Origin of the sequence: Endozoicomonas sp. OPT23 (assembly GCF_009653635.1) — a bacterium.
Classification (GTDB): Bacteria; Pseudomonadota; Gammaproteobacteria; order Pseudomonadales; family Endozoicomonadaceae; genus Endozoicomonas_A.
The window spans coordinates 1-14,631 of sequence record NZ_PPFD01000004.1 but is presented as its reverse complement, the minus strand read 5'-3'; the positions used below and the strand labels follow the sequence as shown (position 1 = coordinate 14,631).

At 43.9% G+C, this 14,631-nt stretch carries 11 protein-coding genes and 1 rRNA gene; 7 read left to right on the top strand and 5 right to left on the bottom strand.

The features are described from left to right. Positions 1–77 precede the first annotated feature (77 nt). Entirely contained in the window at positions 78–1,379 is a 1,302-nt protein-coding gene (locus EOPP23_RS10520; RefSeq protein WP_153765953.1) for a pepsin-like aspartic protease, read from the bottom strand. A gap of 868 nt (positions 1,380–2,247) precedes the next feature. On the opposite strand from EOPP23_RS10520, the gene EOPP23_RS10515 reads away from it, so the two are divergent. The 4 genes from EOPP23_RS10515 to EOPP23_RS10500 all read left to right on the top strand — a co-directional run bounded on the left by EOPP23_RS10515 (position 2,248) and on the right by EOPP23_RS10500 (position 5,498). Then, positions 2,248–2,598: a hypothetical protein gene (locus tag EOPP23_RS10515; RefSeq protein WP_153765952.1), complete on the top strand. Its 351-nt coding sequence runs from the start codon at positions 2,248–2,250 to the stop codon at positions 2,596–2,598. A 538-nt stretch (positions 2,599–3,136) separates the two neighbouring features. Continuing rightward, complete coding sequence (locus EOPP23_RS10510) at positions 3,137–3,964, top strand: hypothetical protein (protein WP_153765951.1); 828 nt, start codon at positions 3,137–3,139, stop codon at positions 3,962–3,964. A gap of 52 nt (positions 3,965–4,016) precedes the next feature. Next, positions 4,017–5,057 (top strand): IS1595 family transposase, encoded by a 1,041-nt coding sequence (locus EOPP23_RS10505; RefSeq protein WP_153765950.1) that lies wholly within the window; start codon positions 4,017–4,019, stop codon positions 5,055–5,057. 9 nt (positions 5,058–5,066) lie between these two features. Next, positions 5,067–5,498 (top strand): hypothetical protein, encoded by a 432-nt coding sequence (locus tag EOPP23_RS10500; protein WP_153765949.1) that lies wholly within the window; start codon positions 5,067–5,069, stop codon positions 5,496–5,498. A 21-nt stretch (positions 5,499–5,519) separates the two neighbouring features. Here EOPP23_RS10500 and amrA read toward each other — a convergent pair whose 3' ends face one another. Further along, positions 5,520–6,086, bottom strand: a complete 567-nt coding sequence (gene amrA / locus EOPP23_RS10495; RefSeq protein WP_153765948.1) for an AmmeMemoRadiSam system protein A — start codon at positions 6,084–6,086, stop codon at positions 5,520–5,522. Between the two features lie 47 nt (positions 6,087–6,133). Beyond that, on the bottom strand, positions 6,134–6,916 hold the full coding sequence (amrB, locus tag EOPP23_RS10490; RefSeq protein ID WP_153765947.1) for an AmmeMemoRadiSam system protein B: 783 nt from the start codon (positions 6,914–6,916) through the stop codon (positions 6,134–6,136). A 68-nt stretch (positions 6,917–6,984) separates the two neighbouring features. Here amrB and amrS point away from each other — a divergent pair, with 68 nt between their 5' ends. Beyond that, entirely contained in the window at positions 6,985–8,097 is a 1,113-nt protein-coding gene (gene amrS / locus EOPP23_RS10485; RefSeq protein WP_153765946.1) for an AmmeMemoRadiSam system radical SAM enzyme, read from the top strand. A 5-nt stretch (positions 8,098–8,102) separates the two neighbouring features. Here amrS and EOPP23_RS10480 read toward each other — a convergent pair whose 3' ends face one another. Then, positions 8,103–10,478, bottom strand: a complete 2,376-nt coding sequence (locus EOPP23_RS10480) for a Lon protease family protein (protein WP_370514752.1) — start codon at positions 10,476–10,478, stop codon at positions 8,103–8,105. Positions 10,479–10,899: 421 nt separating this feature from the next. Between EOPP23_RS10480 and dacB the strand changes: the two genes are divergently transcribed. Next, positions 10,900–12,297, top strand: coding sequence for a D-alanyl-D-alanine carboxypeptidase/D-alanyl-D-alanine-endopeptidase (gene dacB, locus EOPP23_RS10475; protein ID WP_194842574.1), 1,398 nt, complete (start codon positions 10,900–10,902; stop codon positions 12,295–12,297). Between the two features lie 90 nt (positions 12,298–12,387). On the opposite strand, the gene EOPP23_RS10470 is transcribed toward dacB, so the two are convergent. Continuing rightward, positions 12,388–13,761 (bottom strand): protein kinase, encoded by a 1,374-nt coding sequence (locus EOPP23_RS10470; RefSeq protein WP_153765944.1) that lies wholly within the window; start codon positions 13,759–13,761, stop codon positions 12,388–12,390. A 700-nt stretch (positions 13,762–14,461) separates the two neighbouring features. On the opposite strand from EOPP23_RS10470, the gene EOPP23_RS10465 reads away from it, so the two are divergent. After that, positions 14,462–14,631 (top strand): 16S ribosomal RNA (locus tag EOPP23_RS10465); the annotation flags it as partial.

Here is a 14,631-nt window from a genome sequence, read left to right as displayed (position 1 = left end):
AAACAGTACTGGTTTATAGTATGGAGGTACCTGCTTTAAGCTCTGTCGCTCCAACGGCCTAAAGCAGGTATAACGGTTTAGAAATGGTTTCTTCCCACGTCATTCAGGCTTTTAACATACACAATTCTGGGCTCAGGCTGATATTCATGCGCTGCGAAATCTTTGGCCAGATTAGCGAAAGCAACACGCTTATGGCCCTGGTCGAAGATACTGTAGAAACTGCGCAGGAATGAGTCGCCAAATGTCCAGTCAATGCCTGGGTCCATGCTAACATCTACCGCCAGAACACAGGCCTGCTTTCCCTCACTGTCTTCTGCTTTAACAATGAGTTGCTCTACAGGTATTACATATTCCTGGTCGTCCACTGTGATGCTGACTTTCTGGCCATCGAACTGATGTATGTTGTCGCAATTTTGATGGACAGGGAACTCAGTGTACAACGTTGTCATGGTGTCGTCAGAAACTAACAGGAAGGATGATCCTGTATCTACAACGGCAGGGCAGCCAGTATCAGCACAGTCTTTTTTGACCTGTTCTACCTCTTTGCCGTTTATTTTGAATCCTTTTACGGCAAGGGTGTAATAGGATTCTACGGGCATACTTGGGGTAGGTTTTATCTGTGAATGCCAGTGAATATCCCCTTCGTAATAGCTGGAGACAGGAGAGCCGACAATCATCTTACTGTTGGCGCCGTTGATCTCATTGGAAAGATAGAATGAAAACATCGGCGCATCGATTTTCTGCTGAGCGTATGCATTCATAACCCATGAGTTAACGTGGTTGTGAGACAGTGCTGGATAGGCCAGTCCGAATATGCCATCGAATGCAAATTGGGCAAAGTTTGGTGACACCGTATGAGCCAGTGCAAACAGTTGATTTTGAACACTGATGCCGCCGAGAGTGACCTGATCCTGAACCTCTGTTCCGTTCATAGCGCCAGACATATACAGAATGCTTAGAGGCTTATTAGTGTTAACGAATGTCTGGCTGCTGCCTGGGTCAAAGTGCGGTTTATTGATACAACCGGTTGCCGAGCATTTAGGGCCGGGTACCCAGATATCCGTTGAGCCAGTATCCATCAATACAGTGAATTTCTGATTGTCTGAGCCAGCCTCAAAGGTCGCCATATACTGCATTTTATTTTGGTTAGTGATCGGTATTATCGGCTTACTTGAGGGCAGTTCATCCACTGCGTCTTGATCTTCAGAAGCAAACTGCTTAAACCACTCCTCCTTCGTCGGTGTTCTGAGGTCAATCATTATTCGGTTGTTGTCGTAAAGAAACATGTCTTCATAGCCTGAGACAGGGCTGGCCTGAAGCAGTGGAGCAGCAAGAAGAAATGCCAGTGGCTGAAGAAGAACAGCAGGTTTATAGCTCATAGGTCACCTGACTCTTTCAGAGTGAAAGTAGAATGAACTTAAGTTGAACTATGGAAGGATAGAAGGAAGAAAAAGAATGGCAATTCACAATGGTTGTTGGATGTTTAATAACAAGCATTCTTGTTAAGTATCAAAAGGTATGAGAATCAAATAATTGATATACATTTATCGTCGTATTTGTTTGAAAGCCAAGATGAAAGCTAATTAATAAGCATTAATTATATTGATTTAATTATTTCTGATTCTTAATATTTATTAAGCGTGAATTAAAAATTTAACCCAAAAAACATTTTTAAGATTTGTGGTTCGATTTTCTAAGGAATAAATTTACTGACAGTGCATAAGTACTAAGTCATATGACGAATAAATATAAAAAAATAAATTGAAACGCGACATCGAAGTGTTTAATTAAAACAACAGTAACAGTAAAAAAGACAGTCTTTCGCACTCGTTTAAGGTACAGATGCTGAAACTCAGCTTTGATGCAACAACCAACAGCACCTGAAGCCCTATAGACAAGCATGGCTGTTTATTACGACAACTTGATGAGCAAAACAAAGACAGGAAAATGCTGACTCAATTATACGCCTTAAAACTATCGTTGGTAATCTTCCGCAACAGCTATATGGGCAGTCAAAGGGGCAAACTCTCCAAAATCACCTAGCTTTGGTTTTATTTGACTTTTATACGCGGAATACATGATGCATGTCCGACTTGTTATACAACTAATGTAAGAGATTATGGAGTAGCCTATAAACAGGCAGTTGATAACTTATTTTGACTAGAAGTTGTAAAACCAAGCAATCCTTATGGCACTAAAGATTCTTTTACTATTCCATTGACGGCACTTGATAGCGAAGCTGTGTCAATGTTCAAGAGCGAAGTTAAACTAATGACAGCTGATGGAGCTATTGCTTCGTATGAAGGAATAATCAGAGGGGCTCGAATTGCAAGCGATGGAAGAATTGAACGACGACTAATAATTGTGTTATCTGGCGGGAAGGACTCTGAATCAGATACTCATTCAGGGCTTTTGGATCAAGGTTGCTGCAATGTTATCAGGGATAAAACGCCTAAGAATGAAGCGAAGTCTGTTTATACCAGAATTGCGGTGATTGGTATCAGGTATTCTGTTACCACAGATCCTAATCTTACAAGGTGTGCGGGTAGTGATAATGTATTTGACGCAAAAAATATGGCTCAAGTAGAAAAAAGTTGATTGAACTTGTTAGTGAAGAAATAGGGCATATTTATACCGACACTGTCTCTGATTGAGAGTACCCACCAAACTTAAAACACTGATACCGAAAGCAACTCATATCCTCAGGCCATTCATGGCTCTGTAGAGCCGATTTATACTTAAGGTGTAGTAAAAACTGCACTGAAATTTAAGGCAAAAAAAGTAACGCTGTAACAACGGTTTTGATTAAATAAAATGTTGAGATATTACTGGGTGTAAAGTGAATTTATGTTTAATTTTATTAAGTCTTAATAAAATATTATTTTATGCTTGTTGTTTAAATAAATGGTTGGGTTTGTTTTTTTTGTTTTTGTCTATAGAACTATTTTTAATTGCAGGTGTCTGAAGGTTTTGAGAAGCCAAAGAAATATAAAACAAGAGTGTTTGTTGTTTCTAGATGGTGTTTTCAAAATTATTCAGTAGTCGTTACTAATCACACTTTATAAGGTTGTTATAGAGTGCTGGTAGCGTTAAGTAGCATTATTCTGAATATATCTTATTAGTTCCTCAGATATTAATGGAAAATACGACCATGCTGCACCACTTTTCTCGATTTATCAGTCTTCTCCTGTCATTACTGGTATTGAATTCATATTCAGATTTGTCTTTTGAGCGCAAGCTCAACATGCCTTATCATCATCCTTCAGCGTATGCTGCATCTGATGAATTATTTTCTCTCGGAGTACTCTCCAAATTGTTCGAACCCCTCAATAATTATGAACTGCCACGGAGACTCTTAGGAATACTGGAGAAGGGGATATTAGAGACGGGTGTGATAGACGGGCTATTAGAAAATGAAGTTGGCGATGAAACACCGGTACTAGTCAATCAACATGATGATAATCCTTACAATGAATATTCTGATGACCTTGGTGAAAGGGAAGCTGCGATAGAATGGGATCGGCAAATGGGTAGCTTTGCATGCAGTGAAATCAAAGCTGTCCAGAGTGAAATCGTACCCCTGGGCAGTATGAATACACTTGCAGATCATGCAGCCCAGCAAGCGCTTCCAGAAAGTATTGTAGTTTATTTGCCTCTAGGTGATGAAGACGATAAATGCGCTGAAGAAAGTGATGGATCAAAAGAAATACAAGAACCTGGACAAAGTGAACCAGAAGAAATGGAGGTGGGGTTGGCTGAGCTACACCTGGATCCGTGTAATTTAATAGCTAAAACAACCGATCAAGGTGAGCCGACTTATTATCTTTGCTTTTATGATTTGGAACAAAAAATAAAAGACAATCTGGGTGTGAAATTTTTGTGGCCAAAGACCCACAGCGTGACAGGAGGTAAAAGTCTTAATTTCAGCTGTGTTAAAAGCGCAACAATGGCTGTGTTCACGTAAATAGTTGAATGAGCTACACTCCCTATGTCTTCTAGTATTTCTGGGGGTTGTTATGCAGTCAGAGCTATTCCAGAACTTTATCGATTCCATTCCATCATTAAACAACGAACAGTGGGGTATTCTTGATAAAACGCTACTCAATGCTCGTATTCCCATTGATGATTCAGAGGAAAAGCCTGATTTCGCTCCTGTAGACAGCAAACCCTCTTCCAATAACCAGCGCTCGACGCCTGATCTTGCAACAAGCATATTAACCCACTTTGCAGAACAACCTGTTTGCCCTGAATGTAAAAGCCACAGCATTTATCGCTGGGGGGTTCAAAGTGGTCGGCAACGCTACCGCTGTAAATCATGCAAGAAAACATTTAATGCATTCAGTGCAACGCCTCTGGCAAGACTTAGATATCCAGAAAAATGGAATAATTATCTTACCGGCATGACTTATTCCATGACTCTTCGTGCTGCTGCCAATGAATACAATATTGATTTGAAAACCTCCTTCCGATGGCGTCACCGCTTCCTGGAAGTTATCAATAACGATCAGGCTGAGAAGCTTTCGGGCATCACTGAGCTTGACGAAACTTTTTTCCGTGAATCCTTTAAAGGGCAGAGAGAAGGTCTGCCAAGACCCTCTCGCAAACGCGGTAATGATCAGAACAAAACCAGAAAAGTCCCGGTAATGGTGGCTCGTGACCGTAATCGGCACACTGTTGATGGTGTTTTAGAAAACGAGAGTGCAAATGAGTTGTGTCGTCATTTGAACGGCCGCATATCAATTGAAGCAACGGTCTGTGCTGATGCCCATCTTGCCCACGAAAAGCTTGCAGAGAAGCTTGGGTTTGAGTTTAAGGAATTGGTGACCTCAGCGGGTCAACATGTTCTTGAAGGCATTTATCATATTCAACATGTTAACTCTTATCATAGTGACTTAAAACGCTGGATCGGAGGTGTATTTCGTGGGGTAGCAACCCGTTACCTCCCGCATTATCTGGCTTGGAAGCGAGATCTATCAGGTGCAGTAAAGTTAAATACTGAACGATCCGTTAGCAGAATTGCAGAGCATTGGGGCTTTCAACTATCTGCGGGAACTTAGCCCGCAACAATGGTGGAATTCCCGGCTGGTGCATTCCCAAAAAACACTCAAACTGATGTGCGTTTTATGACCTCTTTTGATGCCGGTAGATTGTTTCCCGAACTTTCTGACCATTACGAATTACACTCAGCAATCTATATCCTGATGGTTGGTCAGCCAACGCAGGAACGTATCAGAGTGGCACTGCAACACGTTAAAACAGGACGTACAGAGGAGCTTAATAATAAGGCAAAAAACAATCAGTTACTGATTGTTTGTAGAAACTGTGATGTTGAAACAGGGTTGACTCCACTTGAAGAAAAACCCATAGATGTGTTCTATGAGCAGGAATATTCTAATGCTGATGGTGTCACTCGTCTGGGTAGATATTGTAGTTTCAGGGCAGAAATAACCAGTCGACTAATCTTCTGTGTATGCCATAAAAAGTATTGGGGTGAGTGAAAGGTGGTAAGTTAAGTTGATTTACTCACCAAACTTAAAACACTGATACCGAAAACAACTCATATCTTCAGGCCATTCATCGCTCTGAAGACCCGCCTTCTGTTTAAGGTGCAGAAGAAACTCCACAGGGTCGGGTAACTGTTCCCAGACCTGGGGCAGAAAGGTCGCGCTGTGATAGCTGCTTTGAATCAACAGACCATCGATATTAGGTCGGATGCTTTCCAATAACTCTTCTTCAGAACTGATATCCATAGCCTGCATAGGGCTGAGTACTGAAATTTCTATTTGAATATCAGCCAGCTCTTCTTTCTTTACCGGATAAAAGCGACTGTCACTAAAGGCGCTGGCAAATGCATTATGTACGACATCTTCAGCAAGTGTTCTTTGTGGCTTCAGAGATCCAATACAGCCACGAAGCTCACCTGATTTCTGCAAAGTCACAAAGGTTGCACATTGAATACGAAGTGAAGAAGGAAGCTCTGACAGATCAACTTGTGAAGCATGGCTTGAATCGCAACCCTCTGTAATAGAGTTGCGAGCCAGCTTGAGTAGCAGGGACTGATCAGAGGCGCTGATTGAAAAGGCCATAAACTCACTTGCTTCCTGCTTTGCTGTTATTTAGGCAGTCAAAATGATTACTGAATGACATAAGCGCCATAACCGACAACCCGTTCTCTGTCCCCGGCTGTATCACCTGAATTTCTTACATCCAGAGTAATTACTTCCATGCCCCTGTCCTGAGCTACTTTCATCATGCCATTCAGAGGGTAACAGCCACAAGCCTGTCCACCCGTAAGTGATGGATTAAGCTGTTCGATGGCTTTGGTGGTCATGCCATCACGCTGGCGAGCTTCTTCATAGCTAAGGTAATGACTGAGGTCAGAACTGATGACAAACAGGGTTTCATCGCCCCCCCAGAGGTGATTAATAACGTCTGCTACGGAATAAACAGAAGCGTCACCCACCACCAGAGGAATCAGTTTAAAGTCAGAGAGTATTTCCTGAAGAAATGGACACTGGACTTCCAGGCTGTGTTCATTCTTATGGGCAGAGTCCAGAATCTGTATTTGACTGAAACGGCTATTGAGAGCTGACATAGCTTCGGTATCAAGAGCTATGTCTCCAAGAGGTGTTGAATAGCTTTCGCAATCAGGTAGAGCAAGGCCCTCAAAAGGCACCTGATGAGAAGGTCCTAACAAAACGACTCTGGTTATTTGATCTTTAAAGGGAGACAGTTGTGTATAGCCGGAGGCAGCTATAGAGCCAGAGTAGATATAACCGGCATGAGGAACAATAAGTACCTTGGGCGACAGATCTCGTTCAGGTGCGCCTGCCAATAAATGACTGAGAACAGCCTGAAGAGCTTCCGGCTGATCCGGATAGAAGGCACCGGCAACAGCTGGTGGACGAATGGTCATGATCCTTTCCCCCGTATATATGCAGCACTACAATTATACAACAGGTGCAGAAAGAAAGCAGGTTGACTATGACCGATTTCATAATGGCTCCAGCGCACTTTCCCACAGAATACTGGCACTCATTAAGTGATGGCAGAGTTCAGTGTGATCTTTGCCCAAGAGCGTGCAAGCTTAGAGAGGGACAACAAGGGTTGTGTTTTGTCCGAGCCTGCCACGACCAGAAAATTGTGTTAACCAGTTATGGGCGCTCCAGCGGTTTTTGTATTGACCCAATAGAGAAAAAACCGTTAAACCATTTTCTGCCGGGAACTCCGATCCTTTCCTTTGGTACGGCGGGTTGTAATCTTGCCTGTAAGTTCTGCCAGAACTGGGATATGAGCAAATCACGGGAAATGGATACTCTAGCCGACAGAGCGATGCCGGAACAGCTGGCTAAAGCTGCACTCGATACAGGTTGTCGCAGTATGGCGTTCACTTATAACGATCCTGTTGTTTTTATGGAATACGCCTGTGATGCGGCTGATGCAGGTCATGAGCTGGGCATTAAATCTGTTGCTGTCAGTGCTGGTTATATCTGTGAAAAACCGAGAGAAAAGTTTTTCAGTCATATGGATGCCGCGAATATTGATTTGAAAGCTTTTACTGAATCGTTTTATAAAAAAATATGTGGTGGTTCACTGGCCATGGTTTTGGAAACCCTTAAATACTTAAAGCACGAAACCCATGTCTGGTTTGAAATCACAACACTGTTGATTTCTGAAGAAAACGACAGTGATAAAGAGTTGCATGAAATGACCGAATGGATTGCTGAGAACCTCGGGTATGATATTCCTCTTCATTTCACGGCGTTTCACCCTGACTGGAAAATGCAGCAGCATGCTCATACACCAGCTTCTACGTTATCATGGGCTCGACAGATAGCAATCAGCAAAGGCTTGAATTATGTCTATACAGGTAATGTGCATGATTCTGAAGGTGGTAGTACCTGGTGTCCGAAATGTGCTGAGCTTTTGATTGGGAGGGATTGGTATCGATTAGGGCAGTTTAATATTGAGAATGATCATTGCCGATCCTGTGGGCATCAAATCGCAGGAGTATTTGAAAATAACCATGGTGAATGGGGAGCCAAAAGATTACCAATAAGAATAAATAGCAAGCCCGACCAGAACGGTCGGGCTTGAGAGGGTCAACTACTCTCTTTAGCCAACTCAGAAATCTCCTTCAACCTCTGAACTACCTTAAAATTAATAGACCCCTTCGGATACTGCCCTTTGGCATTCACATTACCCGGCTTGCAGCCCATCAGAAGCTCAAGTGCTTCTTCCGCATGGCTGACGGCATAAACGTTGAACTGCTTCTTGCGAACCGCATCGACAACCTTTTGATGCAGCATCAAATTACGAACGTTGGTCGCAGGAATGATCACGCCCTGATTACCGGTCAGACCTCGTGCTTCACAGAGATCAAAGAAACCTTCAATCTTTTCATTGGCACCACCAATGGCTTGCACTTCACCGTGCTGGTTCATAGAACCGGTTACCGCAAACCCCTGATTGATAGGTGTGTTAGTTAGAGCGGAAACCAGACAGCAGAGTTCAGCCAGTGTTGCGCTGTCTCCGTCGAGATAACCGTAAGACTGCTCCATGGTCAGGCTGGCAGAAATAGCCAGAGGGAATTTCTGAGCGTACTTGCTGCCCAGATATCCGGTCAGAATCATTACACCTTTGGAGTGAATAGCCTGACCCAGAGACACTTCTCTTTCGATATCAATAATGCCTGAGGAACCTGGGTAAACGGCTGAGGTAATACGGGCAGCGGAACCAAAGCTGGTATCACCAATAGACATCACCGTCAGGCCGTTGATTTTACCCACCTGTTCACCGTCGGTATCAATCAGAATACTGCCTTCAACCATTTCAGCAAGAATCTGCTTGCTGACACGGCCGGTTCTCTCAGCCTTGGCAGCCAAAGCACGGTCGATGTGTTCATGGTTGATCTTACGACCACGGCTCATACGACGAATAAAGTCAGACTCTGCCAGCAGATCGAACAGGTCACCAATCTTGGCAGAAATTTCACCCTGGTGTTCTGCCATACGAGAACTGTGTTCTACCATACGGGCAACGGCTGAAGCCGTCAGTGCTGGATACTTTTCATCATCCGCACGATTCTTCAGTAATTGTGCAAAGGCATGAACAGACTCAGAATCCCTAACAATGCGATCATCAAAATCAACCAGCACACGGAACATCTCGTGGAAGTCCGGGTCCAGTTGTTGCAACAGGTAATAGATATCGCGGGAACCCACCAGAAGAATTTTAACATTCAGAGGAATGGATTCAGGGTTCAGGGTAATGGTATTGAGCAGCCCCATTTCTGAATAGGGTGATTCAATGGTCAGCTGTTTTTCTTTTAGTGAACGCTTAAGTGCTTCCCAAACAAACGGTTCTTCCAGCAGCTTGTTAGCATCCAGCAGCAGGTAACCGCCATTGGCTTTATGAAGAGAACCCGGGCAGATCTGACGATAGTTGGTCACCAGAGCCCCCATATCCGTCGCATACTCTATACGACCAAACAGATTTTTATAGTTGGGGTGTGACTCATAAATAACCGGTGCAGCACCATTATTAGCGTTGGCAATAATAGTGTTCGGACTGTATAGCTCAACCAGAGCCTGACGCTTGGTTGAATCGTCTTTGGATTCCAGACGATCATCGGCCAGTAAATCAATAACAGTTCTGTGCAGATGTTGCTTCACTGCTTCAAGGTAATCCAGAACACCCTGCTGGTTGCTGTAGTTCTTGCGGAATACTTTAAGCAGAGGTTCCAGAGCCTGATCAATGGTTTCCTGATTCAGGGTCTGTAACTTTTCATTAGATTCGCGTTTCCACTGAGGCAACTCGACCAGAGAGTCGTTCAGCATGCCCTCAAGTTCGCTGATGTCGTTATTAAACTTGGTGCGTTTTTTGTCAGGCAACTGAGCGAACTCAGTTTCGTCCATTGCCTTGCCTTTACTCATGGGAGTAAAGCTGAGGGAGCCGGAATCGCGATAGAGAGCAATCTCTTTTTTCAGCGCTTCCTGTTCAATATTGTCGATGACCTGGTCGTAGCTCTTGTTGAACTCTCGCTCAATCGCACTCTTGCGCTGCTGGTAGGTCGGGTTTTCAAAGGCTGCCGGGAAGGTCAGAATCAGGCTATCAATTAGCTGATCGAAATCCTTTTGCAGCTTTTCACCAAGACCTGCCGGAAGTTTGAGTACTTTCGGCTCACGAGCATTATCGAAGTTATTAATGTAGGTCCAGTCATCGGGTGGAGACTGACGTTTGGCTTCAGTCTCAAGGTATTTTCGTAGGTAGGACATTCGTCCGGTACCTGATTCACCCATGACATAGATGTTGTAGCCCGTTCGGTGCATGGCAACACCAAACTGAATGGCACTGGTGGCCCGTTCCTGGCCAAGAATGCCGACATAGTTTTCCAGTTCATCAGTGGACTTGAAGCCAAGTTCCTTCAATGACTGCTTTGCGATAAGTTGACTGGTTGATAGTTGTAACTTTTTCACTAATACCTGCCGTGTTACTGACGTGTTCCTGTGTCGGGGTTCGCTGATGTTACATCCTGGGAACTTGTTTGAAGGTTCCTTGTAATACCAGAGCCTGTAAATAGGATAATGCTTTTATCGAGTGCCTGTCATGGAATCTGTTATCTCAATGACAAATAAAGGATGAACAAGTACATAGATACTTGAAATAAAATCTAAATCAGGCCTTTTCTCGCACCACCGTGCAAAGGCTTTTTAATTCTATATGTTGAGGTGAATAAAACGTAAATAAACAGAGTGGCAGGTTTCATTCAAAAGTCTATTTATGTCAATCTAAATACATAGCTGTCAATTGCCGATAGACGGAAGATATTCATTGACTCATTTTTGTTGTGATGCACATTCACAACATAATGGTACCAATAGGCTTAGAGGTCTGATTGTGAACCGAAGAAAATTCTTTCTGTTTTTTTATTTGCTGATTCTTCCTTCTATTGTACTGGCTCAGTCGACATTGGTTCGGCAACTTGAGACGCTGGTTGAAGAGCTGCCTGTTGGCAGTATCTACTCTATCCAAGTGCGTGACCCTGTCAGTGGTAAAGTACTTTTTGAAGATGGTGAACAGCAGAATCTGGTTCCTGCCAGTGTTCTGAAAGTACTGACAGCAACACTGGCCTACGAAGCTCTGGGCGAAGAGTTTCGATATGTTACTCGCTTTGAATCAACACGGTCTGTCAGGCAGGGAATTGTAAAAGGCCCAGTGGTATTAAAGTTCAGTGGTGACCCTTCTCTTACTCATGACAATATCAGAGGTTTAATTAAAGAACTTAAAGAGAGAAACGTCAGAACCATAGACAGTAACCTCTGGATTGATGGTGGTGTTTTCTCCGGTTACGACCGTGCTGGCGGTGTCAGCTGGGATGATCTGAATATCTGTTTTGCAGCACCGGCGGCAGCAATGGTTCTTGATCGAAATTGCTTTTACGCCTGGCTGAAGCCCGGAAGAAAAGAAGGCCAGAAGACTCGAATAGAGTACGACAATTCCGACTGGGGACTGACCGTTGAGAACAAAGTCATAACGACTGAAAAAGATTGCCCGCTCTCTGTGTTTCCTTCAGCAAAGCATGAATACAAGCTGGAAGGCTGTGTTAGCCCAGGCTCTCGTTCTGTTCGGCTGGCGTTTTCCATCAGTAATGTAGAGCGAGCTGTCAGGAAATTTATTCTCACGGAGCTGAGAAAGAGTCATATTCAATTGAAAGGGCGAATCCTTGTTGGACGACCTGACCAGGAAACACCGATTGTTCTCGCAGAACATCAGTCGGAACTTTTGCCTATGCTGCTAAAGCCGGTTTTGGAAAAATCAGACAACCTTTATTCCGACAGTATCCTGAAAACAGTGGCTTATGCTCATTCCGGAGAACCCGGTAACTATGCTGCGGGTATTCAATCCGCCAGAGAGCTCTTGGGCGAAGGTGGTGTTGGCTTTGGTTCCAGCAGGCTGGTGGATGGTTCGGGGTTGTCCCGTTATAACTTTATCAGTGCTTCCACGCTGGTGGATGTATTAATGTTTGGCTGGAGTCGTTGGGGAGAACAAAGTCCGTGGTTGCTCGACCGTACTAAAAAGGAACGCTGGTTAAAGACGGGTTATATGAGTGGCGTTAGCAGTATGGCCGGTTATGTCTTTCAGGAGGATGAAAAGCCACTGGTGTTTGCCGTTATCCTGAATGGTTTGATGCCACCTTTGCCAGCCAGCAGAGAAGAGATGCGTGCATTCAGAAAGAGTATTCGCAGTTTCCATCAATCTTTTTTAAAGGTTTTGTCGACTGCTGATAAAGGCTAACGGGTGTGCAGCAAATTTGAGACAGCTTTTCTATTCAGATAAGCAAACGCATGATGCGCGGGAGCTGGCTTACAGACTCTGGGTGCAGAGTTAGAACCGGCTAACATTCTTACGATGCCTTTTCGGATTACTCTCTTTTCTTTGGGCTTCCGATACAGAAAGCGAAGAAGGTAAAGAGCTCACTCTAATATGTTCCTCAGAGGCAGGGCCAGGCGTGCTGGCTCGTAGCTCTCTGTTTTCAATGGGAATCTGCTTCAGCATTGACTCCAGCCTCTCGACCGCTTCTCTCATAGAAAGGCGGTCTCTACCTTTATTTCGAGTTAGAGCAATGATCAAATCAATCATTTGATCGTCTAAAGGGCTTGGGTTCTTAATAAGTCTCTTTAGATAGACCTTCTTTGTTTTGTCGTCCATTTGGGCAAAGTGAAGGATTCGGGATTGCATGTTTTCAGGGCTTGGTTCCAGGTCTCTCTGAAGAGCTGCTGTTGTTTTGGTTGGTATATAATCAAAAGCAATTTCAGCCAATAGAAGGCCGGCTCCCCAGCAGTCGGTGTTGCTGTCAGAGGTAGGGGGGTATTTAAAAATTTCAGGAGGTGAGTAGGGTGCAGAGCCGTAATAATCATAGGTCGGTGTGAAAGCAGAAGTTTTTGTTACAAATCCCCAGTCACACAGTTTTGGGGTGTTGTCACGCATATCCAGCAGAATGTTTTCAACTTTTACATCCCTGTGGACAATGTTGTAGTTGTGAAGAGAGGAGAGCACTTTACATATAGGCAGTACTATCTTCACAGCTGTTTCAGAACTATAAGAAAAGCGGGCATATACATGCAGAAAGTTAAATAAATCACCTCCTGGAATGTAGTCATAAATTGCAGCAACTATTTGATAGTTACGCTTGTCTTGAATTGTATCGAGTAGCGTTGAGTTAATGAGAACGACACTTTTATCCCTTAAGTCCTGTAGAAATAAGGCATGGCACTTGGGCATGTTCTCATGCTCTGAGTGTTTTAAAGCGATAGCTTCTCCAGAGTCGAGGGAAAGGAGTTGGGCATTCGAATCTGTTTTTGAATTTTCATTGAATAATTTGACAGCTAGGGGGTGGCCGTCAGTAGTATGGCCGAGTAGTACTGAAGCAAATGAACCACTTCCAAGAACCTTTTCTAATGTAATACCTGCGCAATGTTTTACTATGGTTGTAAAATTATTGCTTCTGACTCGTCGACCAAATGGGTGGCGAGGTTTAAGTGTATAAGTTTCAGGCAGAGGATTGATTCTATATTCTGTAAGAGATGAAGCAGGCTGTTTCTTCTTACTATCTTCCAGTTTTGGAATAGAGGATCCTACCTCAGTAGGCTCGACAGAGCACCGACCGGAGGTACTGTAACCGGTCGCTCCCGTACTACTACTGATTCCTGTTGTTTGAACTGCACCTACTTGAGCTGCACCTACACCTAAAGGATCCATGGTAAACCTTTATATCCTGGTTTCTTATTAACTTCAGACACTGAACCGAGAGGCGTGTTCATAACAATAGAGTCACTGTAACTAACAAGGCTGATGGTGTGATGAATAGGTGGAAATACATCGTTGCCAAACATCCGATTGATCTATAAAGTACGGCACCTCAACGACGCACCGCTCTTAACGAAACGTTAACGAGCAGCCAGTCAGGCAGTTATCAAATGCTTCTTTCCTCTCTTAATAACGAGAACGAAAACAGCGATTGACAACAACGGCTGACACGGTAGAATGCGCCGCCGCTGACCAAGAAAAGTTCTTCGCAAGACGAACGAGGCTAGCGAGTTGCAACCCGGTTCTACGGATTCGAAAGAGTCTGAAAAAAACAAACGGTTGACAACAAAAACGGTCGCGGTAATATAGCGGCCTCGCTGATCGGCACCGACGCCGATTCAGAGTTTGAATTAAGACGCTTTCGAGTGCTTCAAACAGGTTCTTTAAAAACATATCAGACAATTCGTGTGGGCGCTTGTGTGATGAATTCGGTTAATCAGTTCTTCTTCGGAAGGATTGAAAAAAATACCAACTCATCGAATCAAGCGAACACACTCGTTATTAAGGTTTCTTAGGAAGCTTTAACTAATGTGAATGTTCATTTGAAGTGATTGAGTCGCTGACTGTCCTCGGACATGATGCAAAACGATTTAAACTGAAGAGTTTGATCATGGCTCAGATTGAACGCTGGCGGCAGGCCTAACACATGCAAGTCGAGCGGTAGCAGAACTAGCTTGCTAGTTGCTGACAAGCGGCGGACGGGTGCGTAACACGTAGGAATCTACCCAGTAGCGGGGGATAGCCCGGAGAAATCCGGATTAA

Bases quoted from the DNA above. Each gene is read 5' to 3' on its own strand.
- amrS (WP_153765946.1), top strand. From the start codon at position 6,985: ATGACCGATTTCATAATGGCTCCAGCGCACTTTCCCACAGAATACTGG.
- EOPP23_RS10470 (WP_153765944.1), bottom strand. From the start codon at position 13,761: ATGGATCCTTTAGGTGTAGGTGCAGCTCAAGTAGGTGCAGTTCAAACA.
- EOPP23_RS10500 (WP_153765949.1), top strand. From the start codon at position 5,067: ATGGTGGAATTCCCGGCTGGTGCATTCCCAAAAAACACTCAAACTGAT.
- amrB (WP_153765947.1), bottom strand. From the start codon at position 6,916: ATGACCATTCGTCCACCAGCTGTTGCCGGTGCCTTCTATCCGGATCAG.
- EOPP23_RS10510 (WP_153765951.1), top strand. From the start codon at position 3,137: ATGGAAAATACGACCATGCTGCACCACTTTTCTCGATTTATCAGTCTT.
- amrA (WP_153765948.1), bottom strand. From the start codon at position 6,086: ATGGCCTTTTCAATCAGCGCCTCTGATCAGTCCCTGCTACTCAAGCTG.
- EOPP23_RS10520 (WP_153765953.1), bottom strand. From the start codon at position 1,379: ATGAGCTATAAACCTGCTGTTCTTCTTCAGCCACTGGCATTTCTTCTT.
- EOPP23_RS10515 (WP_153765952.1), top strand. From the start codon at position 2,248: ATGTTCAAGAGCGAAGTTAAACTAATGACAGCTGATGGAGCTATTGCT.
- EOPP23_RS10505 (WP_153765950.1), top strand. From the start codon at position 4,017: ATGCAGTCAGAGCTATTCCAGAACTTTATCGATTCCATTCCATCATTA.